The 15,523-nt window shown below is 45.4% G+C and carries 16 protein-coding genes and 1 pseudogene; 13 read left to right on the forward strand and 4 right to left on the reverse strand.

The window, feature by feature from the left end:
* The first annotated feature begins 46 nt into the window (after positions 1-46).
* The 7 genes from AB4585_RS18105 (at position 47) to AB4585_RS18135 (ending at position 5,397) form a co-directional block, all read left to right on the forward strand.
* Positions 47-883 carry a DUF4198 domain-containing protein gene (locus AB4585_RS18105; RefSeq protein WP_017062544.1) on the forward strand — a complete coding sequence of 279 codons (837 nt, stop codon included), beginning with the start codon at positions 47-49 and terminating at the stop codon, positions 881-883.
* Between the two features lie 116 nt (positions 884-999).
* On the forward strand, positions 1,000-1,335 hold the full coding sequence (locus tag AB4585_RS18110) for a hypothetical protein (RefSeq protein ID WP_372170501.1): 336 nt from the start codon (positions 1,000-1,002) through the stop codon (positions 1,333-1,335).
* The gene (locus AB4585_RS18115) at positions 1,332-1,895 is read left to right on the forward strand and encodes a DUF6162 family protein (protein WP_372170503.1); all 564 of its coding nucleotides are present in this window, start codon (positions 1,332-1,334) and stop codon (positions 1,893-1,895) included. The genes AB4585_RS18110 and AB4585_RS18115 overlap by 4 nt, the downstream gene beginning before the upstream one ends.
* 31 nt (positions 1,896-1,926) lie before the next feature.
* Entirely contained in the window at positions 1,927-2,862 is a 936-nt protein-coding gene (locus AB4585_RS18120; protein ID WP_104216034.1) for a metal ABC transporter solute-binding protein, Zn/Mn family, read from the forward strand.
* Positions 2,862-3,596, forward strand: coding sequence for a metal ABC transporter ATP-binding protein (locus AB4585_RS18125; protein ID WP_372170505.1), 735 nt, complete (start codon positions 2,862-2,864; stop codon positions 3,594-3,596). Before AB4585_RS18120 ends, AB4585_RS18125 begins: the two co-directional genes overlap by 1 nt.
* Entirely contained in the window at positions 3,596-4,471 is an 876-nt protein-coding gene (locus AB4585_RS18130) for a metal ABC transporter permease (protein WP_050622353.1), read from the forward strand. The genes AB4585_RS18125 and AB4585_RS18130 overlap by 1 nt, the downstream gene beginning before the upstream one ends.
* A gap of 2 nt (positions 4,472-4,473) precedes the next feature.
* Positions 4,474-5,397, forward strand: coding sequence for an ABC transporter substrate-binding protein (locus AB4585_RS18135; protein ID WP_065584939.1), 924 nt, complete (start codon positions 4,474-4,476; stop codon positions 5,395-5,397).
* 114 nt (positions 5,398-5,511) lie between these two features.
* On the opposite strand, the gene AB4585_RS18140 is transcribed toward AB4585_RS18135, so the two are convergent.
* Positions 5,512-5,721, reverse strand: coding sequence for a DUF2986 domain-containing protein (locus tag AB4585_RS18140; protein ID WP_017060973.1), 210 nt, complete (start codon positions 5,719-5,721; stop codon positions 5,512-5,514).
* Positions 5,722-5,818: 97 nt separating this feature from the next.
* On the opposite strand from AB4585_RS18140, the gene AB4585_RS18145 reads away from it, so the two are divergent.
* Both AB4585_RS18145 and AB4585_RS18150 read left to right on the forward strand, forming a co-directional pair.
* Positions 5,819-6,334, forward strand: coding sequence for a GNAT family N-acetyltransferase (locus AB4585_RS18145; RefSeq protein WP_372170507.1), 516 nt, complete (start codon positions 5,819-5,821; stop codon positions 6,332-6,334).
* Between the two features lie 3 nt (positions 6,335-6,337).
* Positions 6,338-6,733 carry a nitrous oxide-stimulated promoter family protein gene (locus AB4585_RS18150; RefSeq protein WP_017060975.1) on the forward strand — a complete coding sequence of 132 codons (396 nt, stop codon included), beginning with the start codon at positions 6,338-6,340 and terminating at the stop codon, positions 6,731-6,733.
* A 108-nt stretch (positions 6,734-6,841) separates the two neighbouring features.
* Here AB4585_RS18150 and AB4585_RS18155 read toward each other — a convergent pair whose 3' ends face one another.
* On the reverse strand, positions 6,842-8,239 hold the full coding sequence (locus AB4585_RS18155) for an MATE family efflux transporter (RefSeq protein ID WP_136978233.1): 1,398 nt from the start codon (positions 8,237-8,239) through the stop codon (positions 6,842-6,844).
* A gap of 50 nt (positions 8,240-8,289) precedes the next feature.
* Here AB4585_RS18155 and AB4585_RS18160 point away from each other — a divergent pair, with 50 nt between their 5' ends.
* Positions 8,290-9,183, forward strand: a complete 894-nt coding sequence (locus AB4585_RS18160) for a helix-turn-helix transcriptional regulator (protein WP_372170510.1) — start codon at positions 8,290-8,292, stop codon at positions 9,181-9,183.
* Between the two features lie 134 nt (positions 9,184-9,317).
* On the opposite strand, the gene AB4585_RS18165 is transcribed toward AB4585_RS18160, so the two are convergent.
* Positions 9,318-10,469, reverse strand: a complete 1,152-nt coding sequence (locus AB4585_RS18165; RefSeq protein WP_029235229.1) for an MFS transporter — start codon at positions 10,467-10,469, stop codon at positions 9,318-9,320.
* Between AB4585_RS18165 and AB4585_RS18170 the strand changes: the two genes are divergently transcribed.
* A complete protein-coding gene (locus AB4585_RS18170; protein ID WP_017060129.1) occupies positions 10,441-10,680 on the forward strand; it encodes a hypothetical protein in 240 nt (79 codons plus the stop codon). The genes AB4585_RS18165 and AB4585_RS18170 overlap by 29 nt on opposite strands.
* A gap of 57 nt (positions 10,681-10,737) precedes the next feature.
* On the opposite strand, the gene AB4585_RS18175 is transcribed toward AB4585_RS18170, so the two are convergent.
* Entirely contained in the window at positions 10,738-11,763 is a 1,026-nt protein-coding gene (locus AB4585_RS18175) for an AraC family transcriptional regulator (RefSeq protein WP_017070970.1), read from the reverse strand.
* A 369-nt stretch (positions 11,764-12,132) separates the two neighbouring features.
* Here AB4585_RS18175 and AB4585_RS18180 point away from each other — a divergent pair, with 369 nt between their 5' ends.
* Positions 12,133-13,737, forward strand: coding sequence for a long-chain fatty acid--CoA ligase (locus tag AB4585_RS18180; RefSeq protein ID WP_372170511.1), 1,605 nt, complete (start codon positions 12,133-12,135; stop codon positions 13,735-13,737).
* Positions 13,730-15,409: pseudogene (locus tag AB4585_RS18185) on the forward strand (GMC family oxidoreductase). The gene AB4585_RS18180 and the pseudogene AB4585_RS18185 overlap by 8 nt, the downstream one beginning before the upstream one ends.
* The last annotated feature ends 114 nt before the right edge of the window (positions 15,410-15,523 follow it).

A 15,523-nucleotide genomic window follows, 5' to 3' on the forward strand; every position in this document is an offset into this window, starting at 1 on the left:
TCAGATAGAGCGACACGGCTAACAATTATGAATAATGGAATTGAACATGATGAAACAGACAAAAATCAAAGCACTTGCTCTAGCGGGTGTGATGGCATTCGGCCTAGCAGCAACGACAACGGCACAAGCTCACCCACGTTGGATTTTGCCATCTCACTTTACTGTATCTAAAGAAGGTGGTGATTGGCTAACGTTCGATGTTACTGCGTCTCACGGTACGTTTGTTTTTGATAAGCCTGCTGGCAGCGAAAATGCTCATGTCATCATGCCAGATGGCCGCAGCGAGCGTCCTAACTTCGTTATTCGTGGCAAGCGTCGTTCAATCTTCGACTTCTATTTTGAAGAAGAAGGTACACACAAAGTGGCGATCAACAACCAGCCGTCTTACTACACGCAATACAAAGCGGGTCGCCGTGACACGGTGAAGTGGATTAAAGCAAACAAAGCTGAGCGTGACTCAGTTCTACCTGAAAAATCACGTGACGTGGTAACGCAGATCAGCTTCACTCGTGCAGAAAGCTACATCACGGTAGGTAAGCCAACGGATTCAGTGTTCAAAATTGAAGGCAAGCTTCTAGAAATGAAGCCTGTGACACACCCTTCAGATATCGTTGAAGGCGAACCTGTGACATTCCAGTTCTTCTACAACGGTGAAATCCAGAAAGACGTGAAAGCGGAGATTACTCGTGAAGGTACGCTTTACCGCAACCACCAAGAGCAGATTGATGTGGTGAGTGATGAGAACGGTGAAATCACGTTTACTCCAGACGTAGCAGGTCGTTACGTAATGAAAGCGAACTACAAAGGTGAGTTGATTGACAACCCACTGGCAGACAAAGCAAGCGCGAATGTTCACCTAACGTTCGAAGCGCTGCTTCAATAGTCTGTGATATCGGGGCTAGATCCCTGATTAAGAATCAAAAAAACTTAAGGGCTCATTTGAGCCCTTTATCGCTCAGTTTACTTCTGAGAATTTGCACTGTGGCTAGGGTACGAACCATGACAATAAAAACAAAACTTAACGCTTTAATGACTCCTTGCTTAGCATTGAGACTTGGTTTCGCTGCATTACCTGCGCAAGCACACTTTCCACTGATGAGCTGCTGGTTTGAAGGTAAGACTGTTGCTTGTGAAGCGGGTTATTCGGATGGCAGCAAAGCGATTGATTACGCAGTTGAGATGTACGATTACGAAGACAACTTGATTGCAAAAGAGATGACAGATAAACGTTCTATCGTTGAATTCCCACATCCTGACACTGAGTTCTACCTTGTGTTCGATTCAGGTCATGAGTTTCCAGTTGAAGTTGATGTTGTAGAGATCAGTGAAAAATGATGATTCAAAGCGTACGTGCTGATACGGGCGGCAGAGAGGGCAAATGGGTAGGACTGATCATTGTGTTCATCCTTTGCTTTGCAACTGTCGCAATCCCATTTCATCAGGCTGAATCCCACGTTAAAGCAGTGCTTGATCATCAAATTCTAGTGACTGATGTTGAACAAGAAAACTTGGCGATGCTATCAGAGCTGCGTTTAGCGCATGAAGAAATCCGTGACCTGCGCATGGACTCAGATGGTGAATGGCCGAGTGTTGCATCACTTAAAGATGAATGGGTTGCCCCGTTTGTAGAAGATCAGAGTTGGAAGCGCAAAGGTTCTCATGCTTGGGTACTGGACGAGCGTGGTTATTACTTTTCTACTCCAAGTGAACAAGCTACGCCTACCGATCATGGTTTTGCGGATTCCTTTATTTTAAATGCGAACAGCGTTTCTCCTGAAATCTGGATCTTCTTGGGCGGTGTAGCGAAACAGCCCGCTACTTTTGACCAACACACGCTAGAGTCTACGGGTTGGAAAATGGTCGTGAACGAATCAGAAATTGAACAGCATCATTAAAGCGATGCTCACTAATAATAAGAGAATTACTATGCGAATTATGACTCTGTTCATGTCGTTATTAGCGGTGTTCATGGCACCCAATGCATTGGCAAAAGAATATAAGATCGACAGCAACAAGCTGACGATTGGTATCACGCTTCAACCTTACTACAGCTACGTAAAAGCAGTAGTAGGCGACAAAGTGAACATCCTTCCTTTGGTTGATGCCGGCTTTAATCCGCATAACTACTTGCCACAACCGAACGACTTGAAGAGATTGAGCCAGATGGACGCCATCGTGGTAAACGGTATTGGTCACGATGACTTCGCGCTTAAAGTGATTTCAGCCGCGCAACGTGATGACCTAGTCGTGATCGAAGCAAACAAAGAAGTGCCTCTACTTCCTGCTCTTGGTCAGTCTGTTGGTCAAGGTGCCGTTAACCCACATACCTTTGTTGGGCTTTCGACAACAATTCAAAAGGTTTACACCATCGCGAGTGAGGTCTCTAAGCTCGACCCTGACAACGCGGCTTTTTATCGTAAGAATGCACGTAAATACGCAAAGCAATTTCGCTTTATGAAGCGCGATGCGATGTTGTCATTAGGTGAGTTAGATACTTCAGGTATGAAGGTGGCGACCACGCACAATGCGTATGGCTACATCCTTCAAGAATTTGGTGTGGATGTTGCGGCGGTGATTGAGCCTGCACACGGTGTTGAACCAAGTGCGAGCCAGTTGCAAGAAACGATCGAAAAGATCCGCGCATCGGGCATTGACGTGTTGTTCTACGAGCTAAACATGCCAAACCGTTTTGTTGACACGATTGAAGCGGAAACGGGTGTTCAGCTTTACCGTTTCTCTCACATGACGCATGGCGAATATGAAGACGACAAAGTCGAAGTTGAGATGCAGAAGAATCTCGAGACATTAATCGAAGCAATGAAATTTGCGGCGGCGAACCAAGCTAAAAGCGGGAACGCATAATGTTAGGTCCATCGATTTCAATCAATCAACTCGGTCTGCAATATGACAACAACGTCATTCTTGACGATATCTCACTAGAACTTAAAGCGGGTGAGTGCCATGTAATCATGGGGCCAAACGGCGGTGGTAAAACCTCTCTGCTACGCTCTGTTCTTGGTTTGACGCCTTTCTCTGGGCAAATCAATATTCATTGGCCAGAAAAGCCAAGTATCGGTTATGTTCCACAAAAAGCGACCTTCGAATCGAGCTTGCCTTTGACGGTCATGGATTTCGTGTTGCTTAACCAAACTCGAATTCCGCTATTTTGGCGTCGTAAGTCTAAGCAATTGGATCTTGCACTCGCACAATTAGATCGCGTTGGTATGGCTACTCGTAGCGACCGCCGCATGGGACAGTTATCGGGTGGTGAGCAGCAACGCGTGCTGTTTTCCCAAGCGCTATTAGATAACCCAAGTCTACTGGTGTTGGATGAACCAACCACGGGTATGGACGAGCAGGGCGTTCGTTATCTTGAATCGTTAATTCGTGAATGTGTTAGTGAAGGTCGTACGATCCTTGCGGTACACCACGATGTCACGGCAGTGCGTCGACTCGAAGCGAACGTACATGTTGTGAATCGATTCTTGGTTGATAGTGGCCCACACGAACAAGTCTTACACCCAAGTAAAATCGAGAGCCTGTTCCAGCACTACAGCAGTGGCTCTGCGATGACCAAATCGAAGGAGGTTGCGTAATGGATTGGCTACGACAACTTGCCGTAAGTGGTGTTGAAGCGGGTTGGTTATCTGACAGCTTCATGTATGCGTTCATGGTCAATGCACTGGTTGCTGCATTGTTACTGGGCCCGTTACTAGGTGGCCTGGGTACTTTGGTGATTGCTAAGCGTTTGGCTTTCTTCTCTGAAGCGGTAGGCCACGCGGCATTAACCGGTATCGCTATAGGTGTGTTGCTTGGCGAGCCACCAGAAAACCCAATTATTGGTCTGTTTAGCTTCTGTATGATCTTCGCGCTGCTTCTTCACTTTGTAAGAAACAGAACCAATGTGCCATACGATACTTTAGTTGGCGTTTTCCTTGCTTTAGCACTGGCAGTGGGTGCGGCATTGCTGATGTACGTGGCGCGTAAGATCAACATCCACATGCTTGAGAACGTACTATTTGGTTCGATTTTGACGGTAACAGACCAAGACTTAGCGATTCTCGCAGGCAGCTGCGCGATCATTATTTTGCTCTTGATACCGACGTTCAACCGTATTCTTCTAACCTGTATCAGCCCTGATATTGCCAAGGTTCGTGGTTATAACACCAGTTTCTACGACTACTTGTTTGTCATGATGATCACCTTAGTGACGATTGCAGCGGTGAAGATCGTAGGTGCTGTTCTGGTTGGTGCATTATTGCTGATCCCAGGTGCGACAGCTCGCTTGTTAACTAAACGCATGGGCAGCTTTGTATTGCTGTCGGCATTACTGGCAACAGTCGCGTGTTTAGTTGGAACCGTCTTACCTATGGAATTGAAACTACCAGTACCTTCGGGCGCTTCGATCATCATCGTTTCAGCGACATTTTTCCTAGCGGCAACGCTATACCGGATTATAAGAAAGGCATAATCATGACCTCTTTAATTAATCGTATCTCAAGAACAGTGAAGGCTATTACTAAAGTTGGTGCCGTTAGCAGCCTATGGTTGGCCGGCTCAATGGTGTCTATCAGTGCTAATGCCGAGGATATCCTTACCAGTACGCCTGTGACTTATGCTTTGGCGACAGAGCTAACCAAAGGCACAGACATTACCACCGAATATCTGCCACCAAAGCGCTACGGCATTGATCGTCTGCCAAACTGGTTTGGTACTAAAGGCGCAAGCAAAGTCCTTCAATCCGGCGAAAAGGCGACCGTAGCATTAACGCTGTCATCTATTTGGCAAGCTGATCCTACATTTGTATACGCAAGACAGGGCAATATCCGTTTGGTTGAAGTGGATGCGGCTCAAGCGATTACACCGCGCGCGCAAGGTGTAGCTGCGCTGACGTTATCAAATGGTGAAGTGTCTAAATACGCGTGGTTAAACCCAACCAATCTAACGCGTATGGCGGCAATTGTGGCTGATGACTTTAAGTTGTTGTGGCCTGCGCAAGCTGAAACGATTGATAGCAACTTACAACGTGTGATGTTAGATGTTCGTGAACTGATCAACAAGCAGCAAGCAGTATTGCTCGACAATGACGTAGATTCAGTATTGTTGCTTTCAGAAAGCTTGGAAGATTTCGCCTCTGGCAGCCAACTGTTTGTTGAAGAACGCATGTTCAAAGCTGAACTGGAATGGACAGAGCAGGACAAAGCCAAGCTTAAAGAGATGTTTTCGGAAGATGATGCTCTATGGTTAGTTACAGCGAAAAAGCCAAGCAACTTGATTAAATCATTGGTACCGAATGAGCGTATCTTGGTAGTGGATTCTGTTGATCGTTGGGGCAGAGCGGGAATCAACGCAAAAGCACCGTTTGCCCGTTGGGAAGTGCAGCCATTCAAAGGCTAACCAGCGCGATTAAAAATGGTAGGATCAAAAAAGCAGCCCAATTTGAGGCTGCTTTTTTGTTCTTGTCTGTTGGCTCTGAAAAGAGTGTCAGACAAGAGGACTGCGAGTATAAACTTACTCTGCAGCTTTTGTCTCTTCAGCTTCAACAGTTGCTTCTACTGAACCTTCAGCTTGCTCTTGAGCTGCTTTCGCTTGTTCTTCAGCTTCCATTTTTGCACGGTCAGCTTTAGAGATGTAGCGAGGCTTGTTGCTACTATGCAGTTTAGAATTCGCCTGTTTCTGCTTCTTTTTTAGAATTTGATTGATTTTTTTCTTACGGTTCATTGCTGCATAGCCTTGTATTTAGTTTAGGCGGTGGAGGATAATCATTTTAGCTCTAGAACTCAATATTTACATGGTATTCAGCAAGGAAAATATCACTATGCAGTCAGTCGAGACCGAACGTTTAAGATTAAGAATGATCACACCTCAAGATGCGGCGTTTATTCAACGACTATACAGCTCAGAAGATTTCCTGCGTTACATTGGTGATATGGAAATCAACGACACTGAAAAGGCTGTCGAGTACATTGAAAACAACATTCTTAAGATGCATGAAGAGAAGGGTGTCTGTTTGTTGATGGTTGAAATCAAAGAAACTTCAACGCCAATTGGTATCTGCGGATTAATAAAAAGAGACACCTTAGCGTCGCATGATATTGGCTACGGGTTTGCTCCTGAGTTTTATGGTCAAGGCTTTGCCCAAGAAGCCGCGGAGGCGATAATTGAACAAGCTAAGCAGAATGCTGATATCGATCATTTAGTTGCCATCACTACCTCTGATAACATTCGAAGTATCACACTACTGACTAAGTTAGGCTTTGTGTTCGAGCGAGTTGAAGATGTGATAAGCGAAAGCGTTAATCTCAACCTGTACGGTTTCTCATTAGGTAATTAAAACATGTTCCAACATAACAATATTCTACAAGGTGAGCTCGCAACGGAGTACAAAACCGTTATTGCGATGGTGCACATCTATTGCAAAGATCACCACGGTGAAGTTCGTCAGAATAACGCGTTATGTGAGGAGTGTGAGCAACTGTTGCGTTACGCCGAAACACGACTGGATAGATGTCCTTATGGCGAAGCAAAACCGACCTGTAATAAGTGTCCGATTCATTGCTATAAACCAGACCCGAAAGAGCAAATGCGATTGGTGATGCGCTATGCCGGGCCAAGAATGCTACTTAAGCATCCGATATTAGCGATTCGACATCTGATTCATGAGAAACGGAAAGTGCCTGAAAAGCCGTTGCCGAATGTGTCGAACCGCCATATCCGAATGAACAAGAAGTAAGTGGCGCTTTAAAGTAATTTCTAAAGAAATGCAAAAGGTCTGATTTCTCAGACCTTTTTTATGTAGATACGTTTTATCTAAGTTTGAATATAGCCAGGTAACTGAAACTTACGCCGCTTGAGGCTCTTCGTAGGTCACCGTTAGGTTGTTGATCCAGCGTCGGCTCAAGTAACGGTGTGAACAGATGGTCAATTTCACGACTTCTTCTACCAACATTAGACCATAGATGTATTTAAAGTCCCATTCAGCGACAAACGCGCCGTAAACACATACTGGAATGCCCACCATCCACATCGCGATGAAATCCATGCGAAGGCAGAACGCATTATCACCACCAGCACGAATAATACCGTTAATGATCACCATGTTGAGCATGCGAATCACGACCGCAAAGCACATGATCATCATCGCAGGTGAAGCAAGCGGGTATAAAGCGTCTTTGGTCAGGTTTAGCCATGACAGAACGTGCTCTTTACCCATAAACAATAGCAAGCCTACAACCGCACCAAAACCAACCACGGCTTTGATGAACGTCAGACCCATACTCATAGCGTCATCAAACTCATCACGACCGAGTGAGTGACCAAGCAACACGGAACACGCTACAGAAATACCAAAGAATATCGAGTAACACAGCGACTCAAAAGGCGCGAGCATAGAGAACACAGCAAGTTCCGTTGTGCCCATGTGACCGAAGATCATTTGGTATGCCATAGTACCCATTGCCCATAACACGGCATTCATCGTTAGTGGCAAAGCAATACGACGGTAAGATAGCCACAATGATGGACGATGTGGTGAGCTAGGCGTGGTTAACAACCAATGTTTACGCATGCGCATGTAGCTATACATCAAGCCGACTTGAATTGCGCGAGCGAGTGTCGTCGCTAGTGCTGCACCTGCTACGCCCATAGCGGGAATACCAAAGGCACCTTTGATTAGAACGAAGTTAAGCGCAATGTTGAGTGCAATGGTCACCGCGCCTAATAGCAGCGGGGTTACGGTGTCACCTGATGAGCGCATGCTTGCTTCTACCACGACGACAATGTGAGTCAGCAGTAGAACGGGGAAGCCATACCATAGGTAAGTCGCGCCAAGTTCAATCACGGTTTGATCGCTGGTTTGCAACATCATTAAAAACTGAGAACCAAGAGTGATGATTGCAGTAACAGGCAGCAGAACTTTTAAGCCAAACACCATTGCGATAGATGATACCGTTCGCGCGCTTTTTCGGTCGTTCTTTCCCCAGTATTGAGCGACTAATGTTCCGTTTGCTGAGGCCAACCCTGCCATAATCATAATAGCAACGAAGTGCCATTTTGATGCAATTCCCACAGCCGCAGCTGCTTCCATACCATAATCACTGACCATTAATACGTCAGCAAGGGCAAGAATAGCGACAAGCGCACTTTGTAAAGCAACAGGTAAACCCAGTTTAACGATACGAGGTAAGATGCTCTCTGGCTTGTTATTCATAGATGAGTTAGGGTTGATGTTAGTTGTCATAAGCTCTCCGATTTATGGCAGAACTATAGTGATTTGAGCGAAGTAACAACATGTTTAAAAAACAACAAAACCTGTGCGAATCCGTCATTGATTCAATGAGACCAAAATCAACTTGGCATGATGATGTTTTTCTCGCTGAACAGTGCAAAGAACGTTTTTTGACCGTTGAAGATATTCCAGAGATGAAAAGCTTTGGTGTCTATATGGGCGGCATGGCGAAGCTATATGATGGCTACTGGGTTGAGCGCGAATCCGTTAATGTTCATACGTTGATTTTCACTATGGAAGGTGGCGGCATTCTAACAACCGCAAAATCGGTCCAAGCGATTACACCTTATACACTCGTGGTGCTTCCTGCTGAAACCCCATTTCGTTTTGAACTCGATCCTCAATATAATTATTGGAAAATGGCGTGGATGCTGACGCCTGACACCAAGCAATGGCAGCACATAGCAAGTTTAGGACAGGGGATTGTGCCTTTTGGAGAGTGTGAGCAGATCTGGTCATTAATGAACTTGGTTTACTTTGAGATAGGCGGTAGAGCCAGTTACCGTAAGTTACTCTTGAGTGAAATTATCCGAACATTGACGGGGTTTGAGCCTAAGTCGACCAGCACCACTGCACGTGTTCAAGCGCTCTATAACGAAATTGAAAGTAGTCTGCATCAGCCATGGACAGTGGCAGGGATGGCTGAAAGAGTGTTTATCAGTGAAGAGCAACTCAATAGAGTCACCAAGACGCTATTCAACCTCTCACCACGCAGTAAATTGATTCAATTACGTATGGACAAAGCCACCAGTCTACTGAAATATCAAGATTGGTCAGTTTCTATGATTGCTAATCGCTTAGGCTACAAAGATCCTTATAACTTTTCGCATCGTTTCAAAAAGCATTTCGGTTTGTCACCCAGTCAATATCGAAAGAGCCATCGACTTCTTGGTTAGCCTTGCACGATGAAATGAGAAGTGTGGGAGAAGAAGGTTACATATAGGCATGAGTTGAAAAGAGCCCTTCGCTTAGACATAAAGTCTGAACTCGGAGCCCTAATGACACGCATCTAGTGTCTGTCTATTTAAGCTTACTCGCCTGCAATCTGTAGGTGAGAGCGCTTTAGGCTAGCAATCAACATGTAGATCGTTGTAGCAAGTAGAGACGCGAACAGGTAAGTGAACAATCCTGCTTGTGAATCCATAAAGCTGTCTGCAACGATTGGTCCCGCAACAGAACCGATGCTGTAGCAAAGTAGCATGATTTGAGTCACTGACACCAAGTAGCTTGGGTCAAGGTTACGGCAACCTAAGTTAATCGCGATTGGGTATAGCGCAAATGTGGCCATGCCTAATACGAACAAGCTCATGCCTAGTACGTAGAAATCGTGATTGATAGTCAGCACACCAATGCTTGCAACCCCTAACAGGCAGAACAAAGCCATTAATAACACTTGTCCTACGTGGTGAGATAACCAAGTCACCATCGGCTGTACAGCCATACCACCCATGATAACCAAAGCCATCAAACCACCAATGTCTTCGTGTGCAATGTTACGTTGAGCAAGTTCAACTGGCATCAAGCCGTAAATCGCACCTAGCGTTAATCCGGAAACAATGCAGCCAATTAGCGCGCTGTGGCTTAATTTGCTGATCTGCTTTAAAGACAAAGATTGCGCATCGTGGATCTGTGGTGGAGTTGCTTGTCCGTACATCAGCACAATGATCGCACCAAACAGAAGGGTGAACATTGCGATGAAAGGTACGCCACCAGTAATACCTAGGTAACCGATACCAAGCTGACCAACTGCAGAACCGCCGTACAGTGAACACATGTAGATAGCGAGACGTTTTGCGCGTTGTGACTCGTCACCGCTCATTAGCCAAGACTCTACAATCACGAAGATACCTGCAACCGCCACACCAGCCACAAAGCGAGCTAGTAGCCATACTGCTTGGTGTGGGATCAATGGCAATACAAGGATCGTTGCGATGAACACACTCAATGCGATGACGAACGCATCTTTGTGGCCAACACGCGCAATGGCACGTTCAATCAATAATGTACCAGCCAGTAGACCTGCATAGAATGCACTCGCTAACCAACTCGATAGATCTTTGTCTAAGCCATACTCAGACAGCATTAATGGTAATGAACTCATTAAGTAGCCTGAAGCGATCGCGTAAAAAGACAATGCAATAACAGGAACAGTTATGCGAGTTGTTGGTTGGATGTTGTCCAATGCAGGAGCCTCTGATAGTAAAAGAAACGATGAATTTTCCGCGACTATGGGGGAGAAACTGAATTGGGTAAAACAAATAAAAATGGTCGTTAAGATAAAAGAAATTTATCGACCAACTAAACTAAAATACGGTTGCGATATTTGGTGGTTTGGCGAGATTTTATGCGGGCAAAAAGTCGTTAAGCCGTTGTTCATTGGTGGTTTAATTTAGAAAAAGATTGCAGCGTGATTGTCTTTTTATGATTTGGATTGAGTGGGATTTTAAGTGTTAGACCGTTTCTTTACGGTATTGACGTGGCGAGTTACCACTCCACTTACGAAAGGCATGACGAAAGTTAGCGCTATCAGAAAAGCCAACTCGTTCAGATATCTCTTCAATACTCATTCGAGTTGAAGAAAGGTAGTGTCGAGAAAGGTGAAAACGAACGTGGTCCAGTATCTTCTGGTAGCTGGTATCGGCTGCTTTCAGGTGACGACGCAGAGTTCGAGAAGACATGCCCAGTTCTGAAGAAATGGATTCTATAGAAGGGTAACATCCTGGCCTTTCAATCAGCATCTGAGAGACTTTCTCTTTGAGGCTACTGGGTGCACTGACTTTTGCCAACATGTCATCACACGATTTTAAGCACATCTGTAAAGTGATGGGGTTGGCGGTAGGAAGAGATGAATACAAGGTGGTTGCGTCGAACTCCCATTCAAGCCGGTCACTATTGAATTCAACCGGGCAGCGGAAAATCTCTGTGTATAGATCGCCGTATTCAGGTTTTGGATAGGGGAAGCGGATCACTTGAGAAGGAAAGGGCTGCTGTAAGACCTCTTCGCACAAACTGTGTATCGCCGAGAACCAGTATTCACAACAAAAGGGCAGTAAAGAATCGAGTTCGATAAGTTGCTCTGCGCGAAAGTAACCAATGTTGTCTTCTACAGACATGGTTTTCCTGAGGACAGGGCCAGCAAGTTGCAGATACTTAAACCCGATTAAAAAGGCATCGAGTAGTGTTTCGCTGCTAAACACCGCATAACCGAGCACGCCGAAATCGCTGAACCTCGCTTGTTGGCCAACTTTAAGCCCCAATCCGTCTTCGTTGGAATTCGCTAACGCATTACTGAACACAGCAAGCTTTTGCGCCAAAGTGATGTGTGTATCGGGTGTGTTGAGTTGGAGAGCATCGATGTTACTTCCTTCGAGCAACTCTTCGATACTGAGAACAGGCGACAGGTAACGATGCAGCAACTGAAGATCCAGAATGCCGAATGCTTGCATGTCGGGTTCGTAAACTGCGGTGTATTCCATAAGCTGCCTCTTGTTGAATATCGATATCTTAACCGAACTTTTAACATTTACGCCTGTTGCTTGTTCTCACTTTCGCAAGCTTGTTCCAAATTTTGGTTTATGTGTGCAAGGTTTTATTGTGCTAGCGCAGGCTGTGTCCGAGTATCACCGGTTTTTGTCTTTTTGAAACTCGTTCGAAATGTTATCGAAATGTTGTAATTTATTGGGCTGCACATTGGAGCGTCTCAAACATTTTGCTCAATAACGACTCTTATCTACATGACACACCAATGTGCAGGCTCGTGATGACAAGAAAGAGACTTATTACAACGATTAGAACGTCTACGGTGACCGTCACAAACAAGTCTAAGCCGCACAAGGAGATCATGGATGCACAATCTTGCTGTTAATTTGGAGCGTAGCGCTTCGCTTTTTCCAACTAAAGCCGCTCTGCGTATGGGATCGGATGAAATCAGTTTTTCTCAGTTAGAACAACTTTCTGGAAACGTGGCTGCTAACTTGAAAAGACTTGGGTTGCAGAACGGAGATAAGGTAGCGTTGTCATGCCCGAACGTGACTTACTTTCCGATAGCCTATTACGGGATTCTAAAAGCGGGTTGTGTAGTCGTACCTTTGAACGTGCTATTCAAGGCCAGAGAGATCGCTTATCACCTTAATGACTCTAACGCGAAGGCCTATTTATGTTTTGACGGCAGTGAAGAGCTTCCCATTGGTCGCTATGGTTTACAAGGTTTTGAGCAGGCAAACCACTGTGAACACTTTGTCGAGATGCCTATCCCAACAAACACAGACACTACTTTAGAAAGTAATGAGGAGCATGAATCAATCGCTGATTGGTTGGCACAACCTTTTACTCCTTTTGAGTCTGTGGCTTGTCATGGCGATGATACCGCTGTGATCCTTTATACCTCTGGCACGACGGGTCAACCAAAAGGGGCTGAGCTTTCCCACACCAACATGCAAACCAATGCGATGTCGTCACAGTATCTAATGAGATTGGAGTACAGCGACACCACAATGGCTACACTGCCTTTATTCCATAGCTTCGGTCAGACGGTGATGATGAACGCGAGTGTGCTAACAGGGTCCACCATGGTGTTGATTTCTCGTTTTGAACCGTCATTGGTTATTGAACAGATCATTAGCCATAAAGTCAGCGTGTTTGCGGGTGTTCCTACTATGTATATCGCGCTATTAAAGGCGGGAGAAGAGTCTTCTGATAGTTTAGAAAACACAAGCAAACGCTCTGAACAGGTTAAACACAGCTTGAGGTTAGGTGTTTCTGGCGGTGCTTCTATGCCGCTTGAGGTTATACGACAGTTTGAATCTCGTTTTGAATTACCAGTCTTAGAAGGTTATGGGCTCTCGGAAACGGCGCCGGTTGCGACCTTTAATCATATTGATGGCGATCGTTTATCGGGTAGTGTCGGTCAGCCTTTATGTGGCCACCTCATCAAGATTACTGATATACAAGGCAACTCTGTCGCTATGGGTGAACTCGGCGAAGTCTGCATTAAAAGCCCAAGTGTGATGAAAGGCTATTATCAAAGGCCAGAGGCGACAGCTGAATCTATTCGTGATGGTTGGTTCTTAACGGGAGATATCGGTCGCGTCGATGAGCATGGCAATTTGTTCATTGTTGACCGTGTTAAAGACATGATTATTCGTGGTGGGTACAACGTTTATCCACGTGAAGTCGAAGAAGTGTTGATGTGTCACCCCGATGTCGAAATGGTCGCGGTGGTAGGCGAGCATCATGAACATTTAGGCGAGGAGATCCACGCGCATGTGGTTCTTCACGAACATACGCAATGTGATAGTGCCGCCTTGATAGCATGGTGTCGTGAGCAACTCGCCGACTACAAATACCCGCGTAAGGTATTCATTCGTAAAGCCTTACCCATGACAGCAACCGGAAAAATCTTGAAGCGTGAGTTACACCCACTAGAAATAGCGGAGATGGCAAATGGATAGTTATGATTTTATTATTGTTGGCGGTGGTTCAGCTGGGTGTGTGATGGCTTCTCGGCTGTCGGAAGATCCGGATGTGACGGTTTGCTTGTTAGAAGCGGGTGGTAAAGACACCAGCCCATTCATTCACACACCCGTTGGCGTGGTGGCGATGATGCCAACCAAACTCAATAATTGGGCATTCGAAACGGTTGAACAGCCGGGTTTGAACGGTCGTAAAGGCTATCAGCCTAGAGGTAAGACACTTGGCGGTTCTAGCTCTATCAATGCCATGATGTACGCTCGTGGACATCGCTATGACTACGATAGATGGGAAAGCTTGGGCAATGCTGGCTGGAACTATGAATCCTGTTTGCCTTACTTTAAGAAAGCAGAAAACAACGAAGTCCACCAAGATGAGTTCCATGGCCAAGGTGGTCCTCTTAATGTGGCCAATCTTAGATCGCCAAGCCCTATGTTGGAACGTTATTTAACGGCGTGTGAATCGATAGGTGTACCTCGCAATGAGGATATTAACGGCGCTGCTCAGTTTGGGGCGATGCCGACGCAGGTAACACAGCTGAATGGTGAACGATGCAGTGCTGCCAAGGCTTACTTAACGCCAAACCTTTCACGATCGAATCTCAAGGTCGTGACTAAAGCCACCACACATAAGGTTTTGTTTGAAGGCAAGAAGGCGATTGGTGTTGAATATGGTTCTAGCGGAAAGCGTTATCAGATACGATGCAACAAAGAAGTGATTCTTTCCGCTGGCGCGTTTGGTTCTCCCCAATTGCTGTTACTGTCTGGTGTCGGTGCTCAAACTGAACTAGAGACACATGGAATCGAACAGGTTCATGAATTACCTGGAGTGGGCAAGAACCTTCAAGATCATATCGACTTAGTACATTCGTATAAATGCAGTGAAAAGCGTGAAACTTTTGGTATCTCGCTGTAAATGGCCTCTGAAATGACCAAAGCCTTACCACTATGGCACAAAGAACGCCGCGGTAAAATGAGCAGTAATTTTGCAGAGGGAATAGGCTTTCTCTGTTCCGAAGATCATATCGCTGTACCGGATTTAGAGTTTGTATTTGTGGTCGCTGTTGTAGATGACCATGCTAGAAAAATTCATACCAGTCATGGCTTTACCTCTCATGTCACCTTATTGCGACCGAAGAGCTACGGCACCGTAACGCTCAATAGTAATGATCCCTATGATCCGCCTAAGATCGATCCTGCGTTTTTCAGTCATCCTGAAGACATGGAGATCATGATTAAGGGCTGGAAGAAGCAGTATCAAATGTTAGAGAGTTCCGCGTTTGATGATATCCGAGGCAATGCTTTCTACCCTGTGGACGCCAGTGATGACAAGGCTATCGAGCAAGATATTCGCAATCGTGCAGACACTCAGTATCACCCGATCGGGACCTGTAAAATGGGACCTAGTAGCGATTCTTTAGCTGTGGTAGATAAAGATCTCAAAGTTTATGGATTGGATAATTTGAGAGTCATTGATGCTTCTGTGATGCCGACACTGATTGGGGCAAACACCAATGCACCAACCATTATGATTGCTGAGAAAGTCGCAGATCAAATCAAACAGCAATACGGGTTTGGCAAGCAAGAATCTAATATTCAAGCGAAAGGCGAAGCTGTAGTTTTATTCAAGAAGTTAAGTGATAACCATAAATAAAACAGTAGGTTAGATAGTCTTGATTTGGTAAGACTCTCTAACCTATTTTTGTGTGCTTACTTAGAATTAAGTAATGCTAAATCAATAGCTTAATCAATAGCTTAATCAATAGCT

Origin of the sequence: Vibrio sp. 10N.222.49.C9 (assembly GCF_041474985.1) — a bacterium.
Taxonomy (GTDB): Bacteria; Pseudomonadota; Gammaproteobacteria; order Enterobacterales; family Vibrionaceae; genus Vibrio; species Vibrio crassostreae_C.

Coding starts and splice junctions, on each gene's coding strand:
- AB4585_RS18155 (WP_136978233.1), bottom strand. CDS start 8,239: ATGACAACTAACATCAACCCTAACTCATCTATGAATAACAAGCCAGAG.
- AB4585_RS18105 (WP_017062544.1), top strand. CDS start 47: ATGATGAAACAGACAAAAATCAAAGCACTTGCTCTAGCGGGTGTGATG.
- AB4585_RS18110 (WP_372170501.1), top strand. CDS start 1,000: ATGACAATAAAAACAAAACTTAACGCTTTAATGACTCCTTGCTTAGCA.
- AB4585_RS18145 (WP_372170507.1), top strand. CDS start 5,819: ATGCAGTCAGTCGAGACCGAACGTTTAAGATTAAGAATGATCACACCT.
- AB4585_RS18120 (WP_104216034.1), top strand. CDS start 1,927: ATGCGAATTATGACTCTGTTCATGTCGTTATTAGCGGTGTTCATGGCA.
- AB4585_RS18150 (WP_017060975.1), top strand. CDS start 6,338: ATGTTCCAACATAACAATATTCTACAAGGTGAGCTCGCAACGGAGTAC.
- AB4585_RS18160 (WP_372170510.1), top strand. CDS start 8,290: ATGTTTAAAAAACAACAAAACCTGTGCGAATCCGTCATTGATTCAATG.
- AB4585_RS18170 (WP_017060129.1), top strand. CDS start 10,441: ATGCGAGTTGTTGGTTGGATGTTGTCCAATGCAGGAGCCTCTGATAGT.
- AB4585_RS18140 (WP_017060973.1), bottom strand. CDS start 5,721: ATGAACCGTAAGAAAAAAATCAATCAAATTCTAAAAAAGAAGCAGAAA.
- AB4585_RS18180 (WP_372170511.1), top strand. CDS start 12,133: ATGCACAATCTTGCTGTTAATTTGGAGCGTAGCGCTTCGCTTTTTCCA.
- AB4585_RS18130 (WP_050622353.1), top strand. CDS start 3,596: ATGGATTGGCTACGACAACTTGCCGTAAGTGGTGTTGAAGCGGGTTGG.
- AB4585_RS18125 (WP_372170505.1), top strand. CDS start 2,862: ATGTTAGGTCCATCGATTTCAATCAATCAACTCGGTCTGCAATATGAC.
- AB4585_RS18115 (WP_372170503.1), top strand. CDS start 1,332: ATGATGATTCAAAGCGTACGTGCTGATACGGGCGGCAGAGAGGGCAAA.
- AB4585_RS18135 (WP_065584939.1), top strand. CDS start 4,474: ATGACCTCTTTAATTAATCGTATCTCAAGAACAGTGAAGGCTATTACT.
- AB4585_RS18175 (WP_017070970.1), bottom strand. CDS start 11,763: ATGGAATACACCGCAGTTTACGAACCCGACATGCAAGCATTCGGCATT.